This window comes from Pseudomonas sp. GW704-F2, assembly GCF_059423025.1.
The window spans coordinates 116989-137992 of sequence record NZ_JBWKXO010000011.1; the positions used below are offsets into that span (position 1 = coordinate 116989).

Annotated in this window: 17 protein-coding genes; 9 read left to right on the forward strand and 8 right to left on the reverse strand. The window is 63.2% G+C overall.

Annotated elements, in window-relative coordinates; all coding sequences use genetic code 11:
• Positions 1-4: 4 nt before the first annotated feature.
• Genes AC07W0_RS12220 through AC07W0_RS12250 form a run of 7 tightly spaced genes read right to left on the reverse strand, consistent with a single transcriptional unit; the run spans position 5 to position 7400 of the window.
• Entirely contained in the window at positions 5-748 is a 744-nt protein-coding gene (locus tag AC07W0_RS12220; protein WP_017845649.1) for a nucleoside/nucleotide kinase family protein, read from the reverse strand.
• A complete protein-coding gene (locus tag AC07W0_RS12225; RefSeq protein WP_026139859.1) occupies positions 748-1482 on the reverse strand; it encodes a nucleoside/nucleotide kinase family protein in 735 nt (244 codons plus the stop codon). The genes AC07W0_RS12220 and AC07W0_RS12225 overlap by 1 nt, the downstream gene beginning before the upstream one ends.
• Position 1483: 1 nt before the next feature.
• Positions 1484-3223 carry an ABC transporter ATP-binding protein gene (locus tag AC07W0_RS12230; protein ID WP_102617488.1) on the reverse strand — a complete coding sequence of 580 codons (1740 nt, stop codon included), beginning with the start codon at positions 3221-3223 and terminating at the stop codon, positions 1484-1486.
• Positions 3220-4419 carry a serine palmitoyltransferase gene (spt, locus tag AC07W0_RS12235; RefSeq protein WP_046383325.1) on the reverse strand — a complete coding sequence of 400 codons (1200 nt, stop codon included), beginning with the start codon at positions 4417-4419 and terminating at the stop codon, positions 3220-3222. Before spt ends, AC07W0_RS12230 begins: the two co-directional genes overlap by 4 nt.
• On the reverse strand, positions 4406-4669 hold the full coding sequence (locus tag AC07W0_RS12240; protein ID WP_017845645.1) for an acyl carrier protein: 264 nt from the start codon (positions 4667-4669) through the stop codon (positions 4406-4408). Before AC07W0_RS12240 ends, spt begins: the two co-directional genes overlap by 14 nt.
• Before the next feature lie 32 nt (positions 4670-4701).
• Positions 4702-5610: an NAD-dependent epimerase/dehydratase family protein gene (locus tag AC07W0_RS12245; protein WP_017845644.1), complete on the reverse strand. Its 909-nt coding sequence runs from the start codon at positions 5608-5610 to the stop codon at positions 4702-4704.
• The gene (locus AC07W0_RS12250; protein ID WP_307847414.1) at positions 5610-7400 is read right to left on the reverse strand and encodes a fatty acyl-AMP ligase; all 1791 of its coding nucleotides are present in this window, start codon (positions 7398-7400) and stop codon (positions 5610-5612) included. Before AC07W0_RS12250 ends, AC07W0_RS12245 begins: the two co-directional genes overlap by 1 nt.
• 312 nt (positions 7401-7712) lie before the next feature.
• Between AC07W0_RS12250 and AC07W0_RS12255 the strand changes: the two genes are divergently transcribed.
• The 7 genes from AC07W0_RS12255 (at position 7713) to AC07W0_RS12285 (ending at position 14610) form a co-directional block, all read left to right on the forward strand.
• Positions 7713-8837 carry a hypothetical protein gene (locus AC07W0_RS12255; protein WP_017845642.1) on the forward strand — a complete coding sequence of 375 codons (1125 nt, stop codon included), beginning with the start codon at positions 7713-7715 and terminating at the stop codon, positions 8835-8837.
• A complete protein-coding gene (locus AC07W0_RS12260; protein WP_046383321.1) occupies positions 8821-9651 on the forward strand; it encodes a nucleotidyltransferase family protein in 831 nt (276 codons plus the stop codon). Before AC07W0_RS12255 ends, AC07W0_RS12260 begins: the two co-directional genes overlap by 17 nt.
• A 67-nt stretch (positions 9652-9718) precedes the next feature.
• A complete protein-coding gene (lptF, locus tag AC07W0_RS12265; protein WP_017845640.1) occupies positions 9719-10792 on the forward strand; it encodes an LPS export ABC transporter permease LptF in 1074 nt (357 codons plus the stop codon).
• Entirely contained in the window at positions 10789-11868 is a 1080-nt protein-coding gene (gene lptG / locus AC07W0_RS12270; RefSeq protein ID WP_046484133.1) for an LPS export ABC transporter permease LptG, read from the forward strand. Before lptF ends, lptG begins: the two co-directional genes overlap by 4 nt.
• Positions 11869-11924: 56 nt before the next feature.
• Positions 11925-12854 (forward strand): diacylglycerol/lipid kinase family protein, encoded by a 930-nt coding sequence (locus AC07W0_RS12275; RefSeq protein ID WP_158243610.1) that lies wholly within the window; start codon positions 11925-11927, stop codon positions 12852-12854.
• Positions 12855-12863: 9 nt separating this feature from the next.
• Positions 12864-13829: a hypothetical protein gene (locus tag AC07W0_RS12280; RefSeq protein ID WP_102617490.1), complete on the forward strand. Its 966-nt coding sequence runs from the start codon at positions 12864-12866 to the stop codon at positions 13827-13829.
• 19 nt (positions 13830-13848) lie between these two features.
• Positions 13849-14610 (forward strand): aspartyl/asparaginyl beta-hydroxylase domain-containing protein, encoded by a 762-nt coding sequence (locus AC07W0_RS12285; RefSeq protein WP_017845636.1) that lies wholly within the window; start codon positions 13849-13851, stop codon positions 14608-14610.
• A 51-nt stretch (positions 14611-14661) separates the two neighbouring features.
• Here the strand turns inward: AC07W0_RS12285 and AC07W0_RS12290 are convergent, their stop codons facing one another.
• A complete protein-coding gene (locus AC07W0_RS12290; protein ID WP_026139856.1) occupies positions 14662-15156 on the reverse strand; it encodes a putative ATP-dependent zinc protease in 495 nt (164 codons plus the stop codon).
• Positions 15157-15456: 300 nt separating this feature from the next.
• Here AC07W0_RS12290 and AC07W0_RS12295 point away from each other — a divergent pair, with 300 nt between their 5' ends.
• Positions 15457-15948, forward strand: a complete 492-nt coding sequence (locus tag AC07W0_RS12295; protein ID WP_017845634.1) for an acyl-CoA thioesterase — start codon at positions 15457-15459, stop codon at positions 15946-15948.
• A 315-nt stretch (positions 15949-16263) separates the two neighbouring features.
• Entirely contained in the window at positions 16264-20913 is a 4650-nt protein-coding gene (locus AC07W0_RS12300) for a hypothetical protein (protein WP_256580855.1), read from the forward strand.
• Positions 20914-21004: the final 91 nt, after the last annotated feature.

Below are 21004 nucleotides of genomic sequence, written 5' to 3' on the forward strand. Positions count from 1 at the left end.
AGATTTATTCAACGCGTGTAACCTGCGGTTCAAGAGATGAGGAAAAGCCCGGGGTCTCACTGACCAGTGTTTCGATGAGCTGACGGCAAATGGCATGCACCTGGGCCTGCGGCAAGCCCGCATCGACCTCGACCACCCGCGCCCCGGGGAACGTCAAGGCCGCGGTGGCGGCCACCTTGCGCTCGATCAGGGCTAGGTCATGGTCGGGCTTGCGCGCCCAGGCCGTGTGGGCGTCCACATTGAGCCGGATGACCAGCGTGGGCGGTATCTGGGCCATCTCGATGTAGAGGTCGCGCTCACGCCGGGCCAGCAACGCGGTTAACCAACCAGTGGCATGGGCGGCCGACAAGCCAGGGCCATCGTTGAGCCCGGCGATCTGCGCCTGCGGGTAGCGGTCACAGATCACCAGCCGCCCGCTCTCGCGCACGTGCAGCATGTGCAGGAAACGACGCCAGCGCAGCCTGCCGAACAGGTAGATGACCGCAGCCGTGACAGGCCCGGGAATACGCTCGCCGGGCGTTCGAGCCCGACTGGCCTTGGCGGACAGATGCCGCTCCAGCATCGCGCCTATCCACGGCAACTGCCGAATCTTCAACCCCAGCGCCCCGGAGCCCAGCCCCAGGTAGGCATATTGGCTATTGGCAATGACGGAGCACAGGTAGTGCGCCGTGGTGGTCTTCCCGGCACCGTCCGGGCCGATGATGGCGACCAACGGCGCCAGGCGCCGGAAGGCGCTACGGCTGGCCATTACACGGCGCGCTGGCGGGCCAGGCATGCGTTGATGGCATGCTTGGCCTGGTCGATGACGGTATCCAGGGGCTGGGTACTGTCCAGATCAATGATCGGACTGCCCTGGTATTCCAGCTGCGGCACCAACGCGATTTTGGTGGCCAACGACGCGTAGCGGTGGTCCGGTTTGCGCTTGTAGGCCGTTTCCAGATCGACATTGAGCCGAATCACCACGTCAGGGCGATAGCTCACCATGTAGCAGTACAGCAAGCGCTCGCAACGTGCCAGGCAGCGCACCAGCGCATTGCGATGCGGTACGCCACTGAGGCCCGGGCCATCGATCTTCATTTTGGCCACGGCAATTTGCGGAAAGCGATCGGCGATCACCGCAACACCCTGGCGTCGCAGCGACATCATCTTCTGATAGCGCCGCCAACGCCGTACGGACAGCAGAAAAATCGCGGCCGCCGCCAGGGTACTCGGCGCCTCGATCGAGGTTCGCGACGCTTCGCCTGGCGAGACTGTTTTCGGCGAGTTTTTGGCAATCAGACGCTTGAGTACGCCCCCCACCATCGGCAAGCCCACCAGTTTCTCGCCCAAGGCCTTGGATTGGATGCCCAGATGGCAGCTTTCAACCTGTCCGGACTCGCGCATCCACGCCAGGATAGCGTCGGAAACAGTGGTCTTGCCCGCACCATCGCAGCCTACAAAGGCGATCACCGGTGCTAGTTCGTTCTCATGGTTCATCGACATCTCAGCGGCCTCCCGTGCCATGGCTCAGAGCGGGACGCGGCAGCGGCGCATGCCCACCTGTCACGACCTTGAATTTACCCTCGACCAACTCGACAACCTTGTCCGCCACCTCGATCAGGCGCGGACGGTGCGACACGGCGATAATGGTGATGTTCGGCGTCAACGCCTTGAGCGTGGCGCAGATGTCGGCTTCGGATTCGGCGTCCAGCGCACTGGTGGCCTCGTCCAGGATCAGCAGGCGGGGCCGGTGCGCGAGCGCGCGGGCGATAATGATTCGCTGGCGCTGACCACCGGACAGTTGGCCGCCCCGCTCCCCAACCCGCGTGTGCAGGCCGTAATCCAGGCCCTGCACGAATTCCCAGGCGCCGGCCTGACGCAACGCATGCTCGGCATCGGCTTCGGTCAATGACGGTTCACCGAGGGTGACGTTGGCCAGCACACTGTCGTGTAGCAGCAGGGTTTCCTGGGTCACGTAGCCGATCATCCGGCGCCAACTGCGCCGTTGCAGATCGCCCAACGCCCGGCCATCCACGCGGATGCTGCCGTCTTGAGCCACCAGCAAAGCGCACAGCAGGTCAAGAACCGTGGTTTTGCCGGTGCCCGACGGGCCAACCAGCGTTGTCATGGTGCCCACCTCGAAACTCACGCTGGCCTCGTCGAGGACGCGTCGACCGCCGTAGGTAAACGAAACCTGATCGAACACAATGTTCCGGGCCAACGTTGGCTGGAGGCTGCCGCCAGCGGGTTCGCGCTGGGCCTCGGCTTCTTCCACCGCCTCGCGCAGGGCCCAGAACGCGCTCTCCTGCCCGACCATGCGGTGATAGCGCTGCTGCGCCTTGTGCATCAGCCCAAGCACGCGCACGACCATGAATATCAGCACCATCACCGAGGACATCGGCAGCTTCCAGATCACCAGGCCGGCGTACAGACCGCCTGCGGCCAGCAGCGCCAGCAGCGGCTCCTGCAGGGCGCGCAGGGTCTCGCGGCTGGTGACTTCCTTTTCCATGGCAATGTTGAGCTCGGTCGCCTGGCTGCGCAGCAGCGAATCGGCGATGTCCTCGCGGGCCATCGCCTTCAGCGGTTTGACCGAACCCAGGGTGTCGCTCAGGTTGATCAGCAGTTCGCGCATCAGCCCGGTCTGGCTTTTGCCGGCCTTGCGCGAGGTTTTCACCAGGCCTCGCAAGGCCAGTAAAATGGTCAGGCCCAGGGCAATACACACCAGGGCGGCCTGCCAGGACACCACGAAGGCAATGATGGCGTAGGCAATGGCCTGAATCGTCAGGGCCACCATGTTGGCGGCGTGCTCGTAGGCCGTCGAGGCACGGAACGCCTCGGTGGCCACGGCGTTGGCCAGGGCCCCGCCCGGCTGACGCAGGTAATGCTCCCATCGGCTGCCCAGCGTGGCATTGATCAGGTCGACACGCAGGTCCGTGGCTACGTGTGCCACGGTGTAGCCCACCTGACGATTGGCCAGCAGAATCAGCAGGCTGGTCAAGGACATGCCGACCACGATGATAATCAACAGTACGGTGATGGAGGGCTCCAGCCCTACACTGTGCAGCACGCCGGCAACATGGCCGGCCACCATGCTTGAGTGGCCGCTGTCACCCAGCATGACCGACACCAGGGGCAGCATGGTGGTCAGGCTCGCGCCCTCCACCACACCGGCGACCACCAGGCTGAGCAGCATCAAGATTGTGCGAAGGGGGTAGGATTTGCCGAATGCCAGGATGATTCTCATGCCACCGACTCCAGGATATCGCTGTCACGCAGGGCGGCGAAGGCCTCCACCATGACGTCGATTTCCTGTTCCGAATGGGCCGCGCTGACACTGCACCGCACCAGCGTGATGCCCGCAGGCGCGGCCGGCGGCAGCACCAGGTTCACATACACCCCGTGCTCGATCAACGCTCGCCAGAAGCGCACGCCCTGCTCCTTGGTGCCGATCATCACCGGCACCACCGGGCTGGCATGCGGGCCCACCTGGTAACCCAATGCTGCCAGGCCGTCATACAGGCGATGGGCGTTTTGCCACAGCTTTTCGCGCAACTCAGGGGCTTGTGCAATGGTCTGCAGCGCCGAACGCACGGAGGCAATGGCCGATGGCGACGGCGAGGCGGTGAAAATATAAGGACGACTGGCATAGCGCAGCACTTCCATGCCGCGGTCATTACCCACCGCGAAGCCGCCAATGGCCGCGAGGCTCTTGCTGAACGTCCCGAGGATGATATCGACGTCCTGCTCCACATCCAGCGCCTGGGCCAGGCCACGGCCAGTCGCGCCCATCACGCCGAAGGAGTGCGCCTCGTCCAGCAGCAGGTAACCACCCAGGCGGCGCTTGATCTCGACGATTTCCTGCAGCGGAGCCACGTCACCGAGCATGCTGTAGATGCCTTCGACGATGATCAGCGCATGCTTGGCCTGTTCGCCGAGGCGCACCATGCGTCGCTCAAGGTCCGCGGCGTCGTTGTGACGAAAACGGATGATCTGCGCCCCTCCCAGGGCGCATGCATCGTAGATACTGGCGTGGCAATCGGCATCGAGCAGCACCACGGCCTTGGGCGTCGCCAGGGCGCTGATGATGCCCAGGTTGGCGACATAACCGGTGGAGAAGACAATGGCGGATGGCCGCTCGAAGAACGCCGCCAACTCCTGCTCCAGTGCCACGTGCCCGCCGTAACTGCCGTTGGCCATGCGCGAACCGGTAGTGCCAGTGCCCTGCTCGACCAGGGCAGCCTGGGCGGCGGCAATGGCCTGAGGGTCAAACGTCAGGCCCAGGTAGTTGTTGGTACCGGCCAAAATGACGCGACGATTGCCGATGCGTCCCTGGGTGGCGCAATGGACCTCATCGATGCAGGTGCCAAAAGGGTTGAGGCCGTCGTCCTGGAACGCTTCGCGCTCCTGTGCCAGGCGGGAAAAACTGTCATACAACCCCATGATGCTCCTCCAGGTAGATCATCAGTGCGTCGGTGAGATCGGCGGGTGTGCTGACATCGATCAGGATATTGATTGGGATAGACAGGTCGAACTGGTCTTCCAGCATCATCAGCAAGTCCATGATCTTGATGGACTCAAGGCCCAGGTCTTCGATCAGGTTGCTGTGCAGGCCTACTGGCCGTTGCTTGTCGGCGGTCAAGCCGCTCAGGCATTCCAGGATGTAGTCGGTGACGACTTCGCGCTTCAACATAAAAAGAGTCTGATATCTGTATGAAAGTGGGATCAAAACAACCGTTCACGCAACGCGTGTTCAAGCTCGATGGCCGGGTACCAGCCCAGGTCCTTCGAGATAAGGCGGTTGCTGGATGACCAGTCGGGATGGATAAGCTCGTTGACCTTGCTCGGCGTCAGCATGGGCTCGCCACCTGCCAGGCGATGCCAGGCCAGGTTCAGGCGTGACAGCTGCAAGAGTAAGGCTGTGGGAACACCGATCAGACGCACCGGCCCGCCGCGTATCAGCGCCCCCATGGCGGCCAGTTGCTTCCAACCGTAGCCATCCTTGGCACCGTCATTGATTTCGTAGCGCACGGCATGAATGGCCTCCACGTCTAGCCAGCGCAGGGTGGCCTGGACCAGGTCTTCCACATGCAGAAAAGACAGCCGTGCATCGGCATGGCCAAGCCGGGGCAGCCAGCCACGCAGCAGTGCCGACAGTACCGGCTGCAATTCGCTGTCGCCTGGCCCATAGACGGCCGTAGGCCGGAAAATGCTGATGGGCATGTCGGCGGCCGCCTGGAGGGCAGCGACTTCGGCATCGAACTTGGACTCGGCGTACCACGACAGGTGCGGGTACCTGGCAGCCAGCGAAGAAAACAACAGGAAACGCTCGCAACCGGCAGCCTTGGCTGCCTGCACCAGGCGCCGGGTGCCCTCGACGTTACAGCGCTGAAACACTACGCGGCTGCGACCACGCACCTGGCCAGCACAATGGATGACTGCACTGGCGCCGCTGACCAGCCTGGCCAGCGATGCCTCATCTTCCAGCGACCCGCGCACCCACGTCACGGCGTCCAGGCTCGCCACCGATCGGCGGGTCAACGCACGCACGGCGATACCGCGCGCCAACAGGGCCTGCAGAATGCGCCGGCCGATAAAGCCGGTGGCCCCCGTGATTGCCACGGTCAGGCTCATCAGGCGATGGCCGCGGCAGGCAACGCAAGAGCGTCGAGCATGCTCAGGTAGCGACGTTTGGCCTCAGCACGTGCCGGTTTGCCGGATGAGGTACGCGGAATGCTTTGCGGCGGTACCAACTGAATGTCGACGCTGACGCCGAACTCACTCTGGATGCGCCCCGACAGCGAGCGGACCATTTGCTCGCGCGATGCGGGCGAGGCCACCCGGCACTGGATCTGCATCACCACCACTGACTCATCACCGCGCGACGTCACGAAGGCGATCGCATCGCCCGGCCGCACGCCAGGCTCGCCCTCGGCCACGTGCTCGATATCCTGAGGCCAGATGTTGCGCCCGCGAATGATAATGAGGTCTTTCTTGCGGCCGGTGACATGTAGATTGCCCTCGAACAAATAACCCAGGTCGCCGGTGCCCAGCCATTGGGAGGCCTGCAGTTGCGAGTCAGGGTCGCGGAAATAGCCACTCATCAGGCTGGGGCCGGCAATGAAGATCTGCCCCACCTCGCGCTCACCGAGCACCTCACCCTGGGCGTTGCGAATTTCCAGCCGGTGCCCGGGCAGGACCGCCCCGCAGTTCACGAACGTGCTGACGGCACGTGTGCGTGACGTGGGCGGTACGGCCTTGCCGCTGTGCTCCAGTACATCGCGATCGATCACATCGGCCCGCAGGCCTTTGGGGGTGTCGGCAAAGCTGACCGCCAGGGTGCTTTCCGCCAGACCGAAGCACGGCATGAACGCCTCTGTCGCGAAACCTGTTGCCGCAAAACGTTCGGCAAATTGCGTCAGTGCCTCGAACGGGACCGGCTCTGCGCCCACACCAGCAACCCGCCAACTTCTCAGGTCAAGCTCGGCCAGGTCCTTGTCACTGCAACGCCGCAGGCACAGGTTGTAACCGAACGGTGGCGCCACGGACACCGTGCCACGATTGCGGCTGATCAGCTTCAACCATTGCAAGGGGCGCATGGCGAAGTCCTGCGTGCGCAGGTAGTCGACCGACAGTTGAGTGGCGACGGGTGTGAGGACGAACCCCACCAGGCCCATGTCGTGATAGAAAGGCAGCCATGAAACGCAGCGGTCGCCTTCGCGCAGCTTGATGCCGTCACGACTGATAACCTGCAAGTTGGCCATGACCGCGCGCTGGGTAATCACCACGCCTCGAGGAAAGCGGGTGCTGCCCGAGGTGTACTGAAGGTACGCCACATCGTCCGCGCCAGGCGCCTGCAATTCGACCTCGGCCTCTGGCAGCGCGTCGATGTCGACACCACTGAGCAAGGGCATCGGCGGCATATCGGCAGCGGCCTCTCGCACCAGCGGCAGCCATTCCTCGCCACCGCACACCGCAGCCGGGCTGCAACTGTTCAGCAACCCACGCAGCTTGTCCACGTAGGATGAATGCTGGCCAACCCCCATGGGAATGGGCAACGGCACGGGGATCAGCCCCGCGTATTGGCAGGCGAAGAACACTTCGACGAACGTGGCATTGGTGTCGGCGATCAGTGCCACCCGGTCGCCCCGCACCAGCCCCAAGCCGAGCAGGCGACGTGCGCCCATCAGGGCGCGCCGTTTCAGCATGCGGTACTCGAACGAACTGACCAACTGACTGCGTCGGTCATAGAAGTTCATGCCGGTTTGACCGGTGGCGGCATAATCCAATGCCTCTACCAGACTTTCAAAGTCTGCGTGACGCATGGGTATGGAATGATTTGAGCTTGTTTCTGACATATACAGCACAGCCATTAGATGAGAACCTTCGGCCTGATCGCATGACGGCAAATCCACCCGCAACATTTCATTTGGCCGATGCATTTATCAGGCGACAATAAGATAGGAAACAGCGCATCTGCGCCGCAGCCAGCAAGCGATTGTTACCTGCGCAGTGTTCAAATTCTGATTGAATCAAATTCGGCGCGAAGATTAACAGGAGTTGTTTTCTGAACGACTATTCATTTATCAGATACCCGCCATCTGAAACAGCGATGAAGATTTTATATACAAACTTAGTTAATAGCGGTTTCATTTACGCCGCATTTGCGGTGATCAACCGTGCGTTACGTTAATTAAGTTAACACCCCCTCGAAGTTAGTTGGATTTAGGTCAGCCATGATTTCCATAGAACAGGTCAGCGACAAGGCTGGTTTAAAAGCCTTCATCTCCCTGCCCTCCCACTTGTACGCAGACGATCCCCACTGGGTCCAACCCCTGCATGTGGAACGTATCGAGCATCTGTCGGCGAAGAACCCGGCATCGGACCATATTCACTGGCAGGCCTGGATTGCGCGACGCGGCGGTGAAGTGGTGGGCCGCATTACCGCTCAGGTGGATTCACTGCATCGTGATCTGCACGGCATGGACACCGGCCATTTCGGCATGCTCGACGCCATCGATGACGAGGCAGTGTTCAGCCTGTTGACTCATACGGCGGAGACCTGGCTGCGCAAACAGGGCGCCCACCGAATCACCGGCCCGTTTGGCTTGAACATCAATCAGGAAAGCGGCCTGCTGGTCGACGGGTTCGATACACCGCCGTCGGCGCTGATGGAGCATGGCAAGCCCTACTACGCCGCGCGCCTGGAGCAGCAGGGCTACGCCAAGGGCATGGACCTGCTGGCTTACTGGATGCGACGCACCGACCTGTCCTTCACCCCGGCGCTGACATCACTGATGGACTGCATGCGCGGTAGAGTCACCATCCGGCAGCTTGACCGCAAGCATTTCGCACGGGAAATGCAGGTACTACGCGCCGTGTTCAACGATGCCTGGCAGAAAAACTGGGGGTTTGTACCGTTCACCGAACGTGAGTTCGACGAGATGGGCGCGCAACTGAAATTCCTGGTGCCCGAAGACATGATCTATATCGCCGAGGTCGACGGTGAGCCCTGTGCCTTCATCGTTGCCCTGCCCAACATCAACGAAGCCATCGCCGACCTGGATGGGCGCCTGCTGCCATTGGGCTGGGCCAAATTATTGTGGCGTCTGAAAGTCAGTGGCGTACGCACCGCGCGGGTACCGCTGATGGGTGTGCGACAGCAGTACCAGTTCAGCCGAATGGGGCCGATCATCGCACTGTTGCTGATCGAAGCCTTGAAGGCGCCGTTCGAGAAACGTGACATCGAAGCACTGGAAATGTCCTGGATCCTGGAAACCAACACCGGTATGCGGACGATTCTGGATCGCATCGGTGCCGCCCCCTACAAACGGTATCGCCTGTATGAAAAAGCAATTTGAACCACCGCGTTTCGACGCGCTGGTGCTGGGTGCGGATCGCCATGGCCATGACCCGGTGGCTGCGCTGGGCTCGGCGGGTTGCAAGGCGCTGACGCCAATCGCAGGGGTGCCGATGCTGCACCGTGTGCTGGGCGCTTTGCACGACAGCGCCCAGGTTGGCCGGGTAACGTTGATCGGGCCTTCGCTGGCGCTGCTGGAGAAGGACCTCCATGTACGGTCGATGATCCTCAGCGAGCAGTTGAGCTTTCTGCAACCCCAGGCAACCCCGGCTGCAAGCGTCGCCCATGGCCTGGCCAGGCGACAACACTGGCCATTGTTGGTGACGACCGCCGACCATGCCTTGCTGCGCGGCGACATGGTCGACTACTTCCTCACCCAGGCAGCCGCCCTGGATTGTGACGTGGCGGTTGCCGTGACGCCCCTGGAGACAGTGCTGCAACGATTCCCCGGCACGGCCAGAACGGCCATCCGGCTCAAGGGTGGCCCGTATTGCGGCAGCAACCTGTTCGCCTTCCTCACCCCACAGGGTGCCAAGGTGGCGCAGTACTGGCGTGGCATGGAAGAAGCGCGCAAGCGTCCCCGACAAGTTGTGGCCCGTGCGCTGGGCCCGCTGGCTACCGTGCGCTACCTGCTGGGCGAACTGTCCCTCAAGCATGCGCTGAACCAGCTTTCCCGGGTGCTCGGCGCACGCGTGGGTGCTGTGGTCATGCCCTTCCCGGAAGCGGCGGTGGATGTGGATTCAGCCAACGACTTCGCGCTGGTGGAACGCACCCTGCGCGAGATGGCCAAGGACCACGGGCGCCCAGCGGCCTGACCGACTCACCCGCTTCATTCCCCTTTTTACTGTGCACGGCTGATGCCGCGTTGAAGGCTTGCGGTACATGCTTACGATCGAGCGCTACATCATTTCCGAAGTACGCCGTCCTGTGACGATGATGGTTGGCTTCCTGACCTTTGTTTTCGCCAGTTACTCGGCCGAACGCTACCTGACGGAGGCCGCCAACGGCACCCTGGCGCTGGGGGTGGTCCTCGACATCGTTTTCTACAAAGTGCTGATCGCGCTGGAGATGCTGCTGCCCGTCGGGCTGTATGCCTCGGTGGCCATCGCGCTGGGTCGGCTATACAACGACTCGGAAATCACCGCCATCCTGGCGTCCGGTGCCAGCCCGTTGCGTATCTACCGGGCCATTCTGATCATCGCCACACCGCTGGCCCTGGCGGTGGCTGCGCTGTCGTTCTACGGCCGGCCCTGGGCCTATACGCAAACCTATCAACTGGAACAGCAATCGCGCTCCGACCTCGACGTCAGTCACCTGCAGGCCCAACGCTTCAACCTCAACGATGACAACGGCCGGATGATCCTGGCCCAGCACATCGACCCGGACACCAACCAGCTCACCGACGCGCTGATCTACGACCCGACCGAAGGCAAAAGCCGCGTGCTGCGCGCCAACGTGGCGACCATCACCGATCCCGACCCCACGACGCCGGCGCTGACCCTGCAACAGGGCACCAGTTATACGCTGGAGCATCGCGGCAGCAAGGACAGCACACTGAATTACAAAGCGTTGCTGCTACACCTCAAGCCGGTGGAACCGACCGATGAGTCAAAGCGCAAATCCACCCCCAGCGCGACGCTGGCCATGTCGGCCATGCCCCAGGACAAAGCCGAACTGCAATGGCGTGAAAGCCGCGGCCTGAATGCCATTCTCATGGCCCTGCTGGCCGTGCCGCTGAGCCGGACCGCACCACGCAAAGGCCGGTTCTCAACCCTGCTGCCGATCGCGATCCTGTTTACGGTGATCTTCTATGCCGGCAACCTGTGCCGCACCCTGGTAGCCAATACCGCCCTGCCCCTGATCCCGGGCCTGTGGCTGGTCCCCCTGCTGATGCTGGTTGGTCTGGGGGCCTTGATGGCTCGTGACCTGCGGCTGCTGCCGAGGTTTTCGCGATGAGCCTTTGGGGTCGCTACCTGGTCAGGAACGTGTTCGTGGGTTTCGGTGCTGCCGCTGCGCTGCTGATTCCGTTGTTCACGACTTTTGATCTGATCAGCGAACTCGACAATGTCAGCGCTGGCGGCTACCGCTGGACCCAGGCGGTGGCGGTGGTGCTGATGACGCTGCCCCGTCGCCTGATCGACCTGGGGCCCTTCATCGCCCTGTTGGGCGGCATCGTCGGCCTGGGCCAACTGGCGGTCAGCCAGGAGCTCACGGCCCTGCGCGCCGCTGGTGTGTCCATCGTGCGTATTGCCCTGGCGGCCGTCACCGCAGGCGTGCTGCTGACCGCCAGCCTGGCAGCACTGGATGAATGGGTGGCCTCACCGTTGCAGCAACGCGGCCTGCAGATGCGCAACGCCGCCATCACCAGTTCCGATGAGGCAGTCAATGCCAAGGGGACGCTGTGGGCCAGGCGCGGCAATGAAATCGCCAGGATCGACAGCGTGGCCGCGCACAACCGGCCCATGGGCATCGAGATATTCCACTACAACCCGGACAACACCCTGGTCAGTTACATTCACGCCGACAATGCCAGCGTATCCCAGGACGGCAGCTGGACGCTCAACCAAGTCAACTTCAAGCAATGGAGCAACGGCGAAGAAACGGTCCGCGAGTTGGATAGCCTGCAATGGACGTCGATCTTTTCCAGTATTCATCTCAAGGAGCTGACCCTGCCCAGCGACAGTTTTTCCATCAAGCAGTTGAGCCGCTACATCCACTTTCTCAAGGCCACCGATCAACCGGTCGATCAGTACAGCATCGCCCTGTGGCAGAAGTTCGGCCGGCCGATCCTGACGCTGGCGATGATCCTGCTGGCGGTACCCTTCACCTTCGTGCAACAGCGCGACCCCGGGATGGGCAGCCGCCTGGCGGTGGGCGCTGTCGTCGGTCTGCTGACCTATGTGGGTAATCAGATCATCGTCAACCTGGGGCTGCTGTTTGCCCTGAATCCGCTGTTGACCACCTTGTTGCCACCGCTGTTTATTCTGGGCGCGGCATTGATGCTGGTCTATCGCTTCGACCGAAACGCCTAGGCAACGTCATGAACATCAACCCACCTTCAATTGCTAAGCCACGATGCATCGGCGTTTTGATCAACCCCCTCAGCGGCCGCGTCCGTCGCCAGCAGGCACGCATGTGCCGCCTGATCCATAGATTGCCCCGCGCCCGCGTCGCGCAGGTGCGCACCCCGGCCGAGGTCGAGACTGCCATCGCCAGCTGGGCGCTGATGGAAAACGACTTGTTGGTCGTAGTGGGCGGGGATGGCACGCTGCAGGCGGCGCTCACCAGCCTGCTGCAAACCCCGGGGGCGAAAGTCCCCAAGGTGTTCATCGTCCCCGCAGGCACCACCAACATGAGTGCCAATGCCATCGGGTTGCGTGGCAGCCCACTCAGGGCAATCAAGGCGCTGACGCGCTGGCTGACCCATGACGACCACACCGCGCGGGAGAAACCCACGGCTGTACTGCAAGTGTCTGACTCGCACACCCGGCGAGCACAATGCGGCCTGTTCTTTGGCGCGGGTTCAATCGTCACCGGCGTTCGCTATTTTCATGAACGGGTTCGCCCCACCGGCCTCAAGGGGCTGGCAGGGCCATTGACCGCCTTCGTGCGTATGCTGCTGGCGTTGTTTTCCCGCACGGCCAGCCATCTGCTGCCGACCGTCAACGCCCCTATCACGGTGAACGGCACGACACGCGAGGCGCCATGGCTGCTGGTATTGGCCACCACCCTCGACAAATTGCTGCTGGGCAGCACGCCATTTTGGGGCGCCGAGCACCAGCCCATGCGCCTGACCGCCATTGCCCAGGCCCCTGCCCGCCTGTGCCGGGCCTTGCCCGCCGTACTGCGCGGGCGACCCAGCGCGGCCATGCGCCAGGATCCGGGCTACCTGAGCCACAACGCCCAGCACGCCAGCATTGACCACCTGCACGAATACCTACTGGACGGCGAGATATTCCCGGTGACCGGAACACTGGAAATCAAGGCCAGCCCGCCCGTGCGCTTCATCACCTTGTAAGGACATTCCATGATCGAGATTGAACGGGACCCGACGACACTCCCCCTGTTCGAGTTGGTGAGCCGTGAACTGGCGCGCCCGGTGGACCAAGACCTGCACGCACTGACTGAAGCGCTGATGGCGCGGTTCGGCGCAGGCATCTCGGCGATCCTGTTCTACGGTTCTTGCCTGCGTACACGCACCACCGATGAGGGGTTGATCGACCTGTACGTCCTGGTGGATCACTACCAGGACATCCACACCTCCCGGCTCAGTCAATGGGCCAACGCCCTGCTGCCGCCCACGGTGTTTCTGTTCACGGCCACTGATACCGCTGGCAAAACCCTGCGCGCCAAGTGCGCCATTCTTTCGGTGACCGACTTTGAACAAGGCACCCATAGCTGGTTTCAAAGCTACCTGTGGGCGCGTTTTGCCCAGCCTAGCCGCCTGGTGTTCAGCCGCACGCCCGCCATCCAACGGCGCGTGGAGCGAGCGGTGTGCCGCGCGGCCTTGCGCATGATCAGCGAAACGGTCTCCCTGCAAGCTCCCTTGTTCAACAGCGACACGTTCTGGACCCGCGCTTTGAGCTTTACCTACGGCAGCGAACTGCGGCCCGAAAGCAGCAACCGCCCGGCACTGATTACCCAGCAGAATCAAGGCTACCTCGCCGCCCTCCTGGTCGCGGCCGCCCAGGTCGATGGCGTTGGCTTTGCCGGGTCGATGACCGACGAGCTGTATATCAACCACAGCACCGCTGAACAGCAGCGACGGCAGGCGCGGCACTGGCGGACCCGGCGCATTCAGGGCCGGGCATTGAACCTGGTGCGTCTGATCAAATCGCTGTTTACCGTCAAGGGCGCAGTGGATTACGCCATCTGGAAACTGGAGCGCCATTGGGGCGAGCCGATCAAACAGCCGGAACGGTTGCGCCGCTATCCGCTGGTGTTCTGCTGGCCGCTGCTGTGGAAGCTGTTGAAACAACGACCTCATACATGAAACCGACAGGATATTTCCCATGAGCACCAGGAAGACGGCTTTGACCCCCAAGAAAAAACGCAAACATCGTCCCAGCGTCGCCATCGGCCTGTGGATCATCAAACGCCTTGAAAATCTGATACGGCGCAGCTCTACGGTGGGTAACACGCCGTTCTTTGACCCGGCCATCTTCGCCTGGACCCGGGAGCTGGAATCCCGGTCGGCGGTGATTCGCGCCGAGCTCGATGCCGTGCTGCGCAACAGCGATGCCATTCCCAGTTTTCAGCAGATATCCAAAGACCAGGCCAGACTGACCCAGGACGACCGCTGGAAGACATTCTTCCTCTACGGCTATGGCTACAAGATCGACGGCAATTGCGCCCAGTGCCCACAAACGACCCAGGCCATCGAGGCCATCCCGGGCATGTACACCGCGTTTTTCTCGATTCTCAGCCCCGGCAAGCACATTCCGCCCCACCGCGGGCCTTACAACGGATTGCTGCGGGTGCATCTGGGGTTGATCATCCCGCAACAGGCCGAACAGTGTCGTATAGAGGTGGGTGATGAGGTCCACCATTGGCAGCAGGACAGTTGCCTGGTATTCGACGACACTTACAAGCATCAGGTCTGGAACGACACTGACGAGCGGCGCGTGGTGCTGTTCCTGGATGTGCAGCGGCCCCTGACATTACCAGGCCGCTTGCTGAACCGGGTGGTGCTCAAGCTGATCCAGTGGTCGCCGTTCATACAGGACGCGCGCAGGAATCAGCAGAACTGGGATCGCGGGATCCTCAACCAGTAAATCATCGCCAATCAGGCTCCGGGGCTCCCCCGACGCCTGATTGGCGCGGTATCACGGCTTGCAATCAGGCTTGAGGGTGTCGAATCGCGACGCATCAACCAAGCCCAGGTGCGCAAGCACATCACGCCCCAGCTTGACCGGCGAACCACCTTTGCTGTGGGTTTTCAGCATAAGGTCCTCGGCGTATACCTTGTCACCCAGGCACAGCGACATCCGCACCAACTGATGCTGAGTGCTGCCAAAGGCGCTTTTGGTTTTTTCGGTGCGCAGTACTTTCCTCTCCAGCGTCAAATCGGTCGTGCCCGTCAATGCGTGCATCACCGGTACACTGAAACGCGCCCAATTCTCGCCATTTTTCTGGAATAGAACGAGGTCATGAACTTCAATGGAAGACTTCGGCGAAGTGGGACTAAGTTCGACCTCCACACTCCCTTGCTCAGGTTGAATCAGTGCCTTTTCCTGCCAACCGAAAACGGCGGCCTGGGTCAATTGCGGAATAATCAATGCCAACATAAAGCTGCTTAAAACTGTGGTATAGCGACGCATTATTTCACCCGACGCAAATAGTAATTTCAGATAATGCAACAATAAAGCCCAATAACAGGCGCCCTGTGTTCAGCGCACTTTATCATCCGCTCTTATTTTACAAAATTAAATTATACCTAGCGCTAAAATATACACGCACTGCGGTAAATTATTAACTTATTCGAAATACACTCTTTCACTTCGTTACATAGCTACTTCCATCGGCTGGCTGTTAACGTCATGCGCCCCAGGCAAAGCCTCAAGCGCCAGACCTACATGGCGACAAGGGCCCCTGACAATGCCTACCGTGATGAGGAAACTATGGAACCCGGCAGCTACCAACTGAGCATGAGTGTGCTCATGACCCCCGACAAAGCCAACTTCTCCGGCAACGTGCATGGCGGCGCGTTGTTGAAAATGCTCGACGAAGTGGCGTTCGCCTGCGCCAAGCGCTATGCAGGCCGTTACGTGGTCACCCTTTCGGTTGACCAGGTGATTTTCAAGGAGCCGATCCACGTCGGCGAACTGGTCACCTTCCTGGCGTCAGTCAACTACACCGGACGCACTTCGCTCGAGATCGGCGTGAAGGTCATGACCGAGAATATCCATGAGCGTACCGTGCGCCACACCAACAGTTGCTACTTCACCATGGTCGCCGTCGACGCCGCTGGGCGCCCCAGCCCCGTGCGCCCCTTGCTGCCTGACACGCTGACCGAGCGCCGTCGCTACGCCCAGGGCCAGTTACGCAGGCAACAGCGTCAGGAACTGCAGGCTCGCTACGACGAGATACGCGAACTGGGCACGCCCCGTTAGGCCCTTCGCTCACCCGCAACCCCGCCCGGAACACCAAGGATCAACTATGAAAATATCGCTCCTGAGTCGGAGCGGCCCCGAGATCCTCCAGTCCATGCTGGAAGGTGATGAAGAACACGCAGCGCTCCATCGTCTAACAGCGGGTTAAAACAAGGCGGGTTCCACCGTGCGGCCGAGGGCTGGTCATCGTGCCCGGCACACCAGGTGGCCACCGCGCCGATCAAAACTTTCGACGTGATGCCCATCGGCGCCCAAGGCAAGTCCTTGAGGCGCTTGGTGATCGCCGCCGCCACGGCGTAGAAAAAGGCCGAAGCCATGGCCAGGCAGACGCCGATCAAGTACTCGGCGCCGGTGGCCTGTCCACTGCCCTTGGCGGACACGATCAGCATCAGCCCGCCGAAGTTCGGTTGTCTCAGCCTCACCCAACGGGATGCGTACTGGCTGTATGAGCAGATCCTGCCGCTGTACCGCTTCGCCACACCGTCGCCACTGCCGCGTGTGCTCGGCCTGCCGAGCCCGGACGACGACCCGTATCGCGGCTTCGGCTGGGCCACAAGCCTGCCCTCGGCCCTGGTCGAGCTGAACTTGCAGGACATCTTCGGCAACCAGACCGGCGCCAACCCCGCTGGCCAGGGCCAGGTCAGCCTGCCCAGCGGCTATACCGATCCATTGCTGGGCGTCGGTGACTGGCCGGCGCAGGTCAGTGCCTGGGCGGTCAGCATCAGCGATGCCCAGGTGACCCTGAGCATCAGCCTGGAGGCGCGCCCGGCCACGGTGATGCCGTCGCCAAGCCAGCCCGGCGATGCAGCCGCGCAAACCGCCGAGCGCCAGGCCGAAGCCTACGCCAAGGCCTACTACCAACTCGGCCAGCCGCTGAGCGCGGCGGTGGAAACCAGCCTCGACATCAGCGCCGCCCACGGTATCGACCAGCAACCGCTGTGGCGCTTCGCCGCCGCGTCCCAGGCCTTCAGCGCCAGCGCATCGCGCCTGGGTGCCGCCCGTGCCCCGGCCAATGCCACCCTCGCCTCGCTGGCCGAGGACTACAGCCTGCGCTACGCGGAAATGGCCCTGGCCAACGCGCAAGTGCCAATGCAGGCCCTGTTCGGTGTCGGTGCCCTGCTGAAGGTCCCGGCCTATGCGCTGTTCGCCGAAAACGACACGGCGCAGAGCATCGCCGCTATCACCCGCCCCAGCGGCTGGCCGAGCATCACTGCCGAGGCGTTGCTCGCTGCCCGCGAGAACGGCGAGCTGCCGCTGCGCAGCGGCGCGGTACTCAAGGTGTCGCCCGCACTGACCCGCAATACCGCCGACGGCAGCGCCAACCTGGCGACCCTGGCCAATCTCCTCGGCACCCTGCCGGGGTTGCTGGCCGGGGATAACGCCAGCCTGACCATCCTCACCCCGGGCATCACCTTCTCGGTCGCGGTGTCCGAGGCCGAGCAGGTGTCGGTCACGGTCACCGAGGCCGATGCACCGGCGCCGATCCGCTCGCTGGCGCAGGTCTGCACCACCTTCGCCGCCCTCGGGGTGAATATCAGCGTCACCGACCTGGGCCAGAGCCATCAGGCGCTGCCGGCGATCTTCCAGGCCAACCAGCTGATTTCCAGCACGGTCTGGGTCGCGGGCAACGACGACAGCCTGGGGCGCAACGGCAGCGGTCTGGACCAGGCAGCCCTGGCGGCGCTGAATACCCGCTCGGTCAATCTGTTCGAGATGGGCACGCTGTTGTATCTGGGCGACTTCAACGCCGGTGCGGGGATCAGCGCCGACGGCACACAGACGCTGCACCAGTTCGCCGATGCCCACGCCTGCCCGGCGGAACTGCTGCTGGGTGCCAACCCGGATCTCGCGGTGCCGGCGGACGGCGCCTTCGCCCTGCCAGGCCGGGTGAGCTGGCCGAGCGACGCGGCACAGGTGCGGGTGCCCTACACGATCCAGGGCGGCGACAGCCTCGACACCATCGCCCCGCGTTTCGCCCAGAACACCCTGGACCTGGCCACGGCCAACCTGGAGATGCCAGTGGTCGTGGCCGGTGGCGTGACCCTGAGCATCCGCGTCGGCGGCCAGTCCTACAGCCTGACCACCGCCGCCAGCGGGCAAAGCCTGGCCGTCACCCTGAGCCAGCTGCAACAGCTGGCGCCTGCGGCGACCCTGGCGGATCTGCTGGCAAGCATGGGCGACGATAGCCAGGCGCTGAACCCGGGCGCCCTGCTGATCTGCGCCCCCGCGCAATTCGCCAGCGCCACCGCACCATCGGCGATTGCCGGGCTGCTGGGGGTCAGCGCCGGAGCCTTCGCCCTGGCCAACGTCGGTACGCCAAACCTGATCGCCAGCGGTATCCGCCTGGATGCCCCGCAAGGCCAGGCCAGCGTGGTCACCCAGGCCAACGACTGCCTGAACAGCCTGATCGTGCGCTTCGCCGAAGCCGGGGTGCAGGTCAATGCCCAGGAAATCGTCGAAACCCCGGCGAACGCCGACAAACCGTTGTTCGCCGCCGCGGCACCGGCCCTGGTACCGCCAAGCGGGATGCGTATCCGCCTGCCGATCGGTGCCAGCGGGCCTTATCCGGGGCCGGCCTTCCCGCTCAATGTGAGCCTGACCCTGAGCCGGCCGACGGCGCTGATCAACCCGGACTTCGCCGCCGATAACAGCGCAGGCGTGTCGCGCAGCAGCAGCCCGATCCCGGCGCCGCTAGTACCTGCGGCTGAGGACCAGGGCGGCGGCCTGGCCTTCAATGCCTTTATCGCCGCCATGCGTGCAGCCCTGCCCGACCTGCGTATCGCCACCGGCCGCGCCCTGGAGGACAGCCGCGATCTGTGGGCGGTGAACTTCGGCGACACTGGGATCCGCTCCCTGAGCATCGCCGGGGCCACCACGGTGCCCGGTGCTCCGGGTCCGCAGCCACGCTTCTTTGCCCTGACCCCGCTGTACAAGAGCCTGGTCAGTCGCCAGGGCGTCGGCCTCAACGTTTTGCTGCCCGACGGCACGCTGTCGCAAGCCAGCAGCCAGCACGACTTCCAGGGCATCGACGTGGAGCCCTGGGCGGGGCGTTTCCTCTCGGACATGGACCGCATCCTCGGCGCCAGCAACGTCGCCGCGCTGTACCGTACCCCGGATACCCGTCAGACCCTCAGCGACCTGGTGGCGGTCAAGCGCCAACTGGCCGGAGCTATTCCCGAGGGGCTGGAGCCGGTCCTGGCAATCAGCGACCCGGATGCCGTCGCCGGCCAGGCGGCTGCGGCCACCACCCTGCAACAGCAACTGGGCGTCAACCTGTCCCGGGCCTGGAGTGCCTCGACCCTGGTGCAACTGAACCGCGAGGTCGCGTCGGCCTGGCAAGATCCGCACAGTGCATTGCTGCCAGCGGACATGTACGGCGGCATCGAAGTCACCAGCGGCGGCGAGGAACGCTCCTGGAGCATGAGCGCAGGCAAGTGCTGGCTGACTGACTTCTCGCCGTTCATCACCCTGCTGCTGACCGAGTCCGATCCCGCCAGCCACCGCGCGGTCACCGCCAACATGGCCTTCGGCATCACCGACCTGGAGCGCAATATCACCAGCGCCGGCCTGCCCGACGGCTATGCTGCGTCGCAATGGCTGACCTTCGTCCCGCCGCTGGGCGGCAGCGACCTTCCAGCGGCGTTGAGCGTCGACCTGGGTGAAGTCTCGGTGCCGATTGCGCTGCGGGATTTCCCGGCGCTGCCGGTGATCGTCGAGCAACGCGCCAGTGCCACCGCGCTGAACGCCGAACTGCGCCAGCGCCTGCGCAGCGGCCGCGCCCTCAGTACCCTGCGCGCAGACAGCGAGGTCAGCCTCGCCAGCCTGGCGCTGTGGGACCACCGCTTCACCTACTCCCACGAGCATGCCGAGCAGGACGACGTCAGCCTGACCCTGAGCTACAACCTGCGCCCCGACCCGATGATGCGACTGGCCGTCAGCGACGTGGATCTGTTCGTCGAGTTGGCGCGCTATATCGCTGTGGCCGATGGTCTCTGGGACATCCTCGGCGACCTGCCGCAAAGCGGCGCCCTGACACCGGTGCAGAGCAATGCGGCGAATACGCTACGCGATCTGGCCCGTGCGGTCGCCGGCAGCTGGAACGTGCGCCTGGTCGACAGCCGCCCGGATGCGCGCCTGCAGGCCCCGGAGCCCGATCAGTTCAGCTTCCAGGCGCGGGTCACCGACCGGGGTGGGCCGCAGACCAGTCGCGAAGCCGCCAGTCTCGGCTTGACGGCACTGAGCGCTGGCGTCGGTCCCGACGGGCAATGGCCGCAGGTCTGGGCATTGACCGCAGCGGGCTTGATGGTGCAATTGGAGCGCACAAGCGTCTCGGCCAGCGAGTCCCGTTACGAGGTGGCGCCGGGTGTCCATGTCCCGGCGTCGTGGCCGACCTTCAGCCTGGTCTTCGCGGGGCTCAACGTCGCCCGCTGGCAGAACGCGACGGGCTCGATCCTGGTCCAGCGCAACCAGAAACTGCTGGGTGTCGACGGGCCCTCGACCAATCCGGCGTTCGTGTTCCAGACCGATCGGGTCGAAGCCGCCAGCGTGGCCACCCCACTCAATGCCTGGGACCAGCGTGTGCCGCTGGCGACTGCCCCTACCACGATCAGCGCAGCCCTGCAGTCGGCCTTCGACAGCCTGTTCGGCGACGCTGCGGAAAATGGCGAGCTACGCATCACCGTCGGGGTGGCCTATGCCTACGAGCTGGCCACCGACCCACTCGAACCGAACCATGGATTGGTCGGGGAAACGCCGGTGTATCTGTATCCCAACCAGACGCTCGACAGCAGTACGGCAGGCAATCTGCAAACGGCGGTGGATGCCTGGCGCGAGCAGGCCAATCCGCAGCGGGATGGCGGGGAATGGGTGTTTTCGTTGACCCTGTATTCGTCGCTGGTGGAGGACCGGCGACCGTTGCTGGTGATCGGGAATATGTATCTGCCGATGCTGCTGGAGCAACGTTGACGCCGCTTAGAGGATGATGTGCGGCGTAACGGCCGCACATCCGAGGGGGTTCTCACCGTCCTGCCGTTTGTCAGCCTTACCCCCCTGCCGA

Bases quoted from the DNA above. Each gene is read 5' to 3' on its own strand.
- AC07W0_RS12250 (WP_307847414.1), bottom strand. From the start codon at position 7,400: ATGTTGCGGGTGGATTTGCCGTCATGCGATCAGGCCGAAGGTTCTCAT.
- AC07W0_RS12295 (WP_017845634.1), top strand. From the start codon at position 15,457: ATGGAACCCGGCAGCTACCAACTGAGCATGAGTGTGCTCATGACCCCC.
- AC07W0_RS12290 (WP_026139856.1), bottom strand. From the start codon at position 15,156: ATGCGTCGCTATACCACAGTTTTAAGCAGCTTTATGTTGGCATTGATT.
- AC07W0_RS12255 (WP_017845642.1), top strand. From the start codon at position 7,713: ATGATTTCCATAGAACAGGTCAGCGACAAGGCTGGTTTAAAAGCCTTC.
- AC07W0_RS12300 (WP_256580855.1), top strand. From the start codon at position 16,264: ATGGCCAGGCAGACGCCGATCAAGTACTCGGCGCCGGTGGCCTGTCCA.
- AC07W0_RS12240 (WP_017845645.1), bottom strand. From the start codon at position 4,669: ATGTTGAAGCGCGAAGTCGTCACCGACTACATCCTGGAATGCCTGAGC.
- AC07W0_RS12285 (WP_017845636.1), top strand. From the start codon at position 13,849: ATGAGCACCAGGAAGACGGCTTTGACCCCCAAGAAAAAACGCAAACAT.
- AC07W0_RS12245 (WP_017845644.1), bottom strand. From the start codon at position 5,610: ATGAGCCTGACCGTGGCAATCACGGGGGCCACCGGCTTTATCGGCCGG.
- lptG (WP_046484133.1), top strand. From the start codon at position 10,789: ATGAGCCTTTGGGGTCGCTACCTGGTCAGGAACGTGTTCGTGGGTTTC.
- AC07W0_RS12280 (WP_102617490.1), top strand. From the start codon at position 12,864: ATGATCGAGATTGAACGGGACCCGACGACACTCCCCCTGTTCGAGTTG.
- AC07W0_RS12260 (WP_046383321.1), top strand. From the start codon at position 8,821: ATGAAAAAGCAATTTGAACCACCGCGTTTCGACGCGCTGGTGCTGGGT.
- AC07W0_RS12230 (WP_102617488.1), bottom strand. From the start codon at position 3,223: ATGAGAATCATCCTGGCATTCGGCAAATCCTACCCCCTTCGCACAATC.
- AC07W0_RS12225 (WP_026139859.1), bottom strand. From the start codon at position 1,482: ATGTCGATGAACCATGAGAACGAACTAGCACCGGTGATCGCCTTTGTA.
- AC07W0_RS12220 (WP_017845649.1), bottom strand. From the start codon at position 748: ATGGCCAGCCGTAGCGCCTTCCGGCGCCTGGCGCCGTTGGTCGCCATC.
- spt (WP_046383325.1), bottom strand. From the start codon at position 4,419: ATGGGGTTGTATGACAGTTTTTCCCGCCTGGCACAGGAGCGCGAAGCG.
- lptF (WP_017845640.1), top strand. From the start codon at position 9,719: ATGCTTACGATCGAGCGCTACATCATTTCCGAAGTACGCCGTCCTGTG.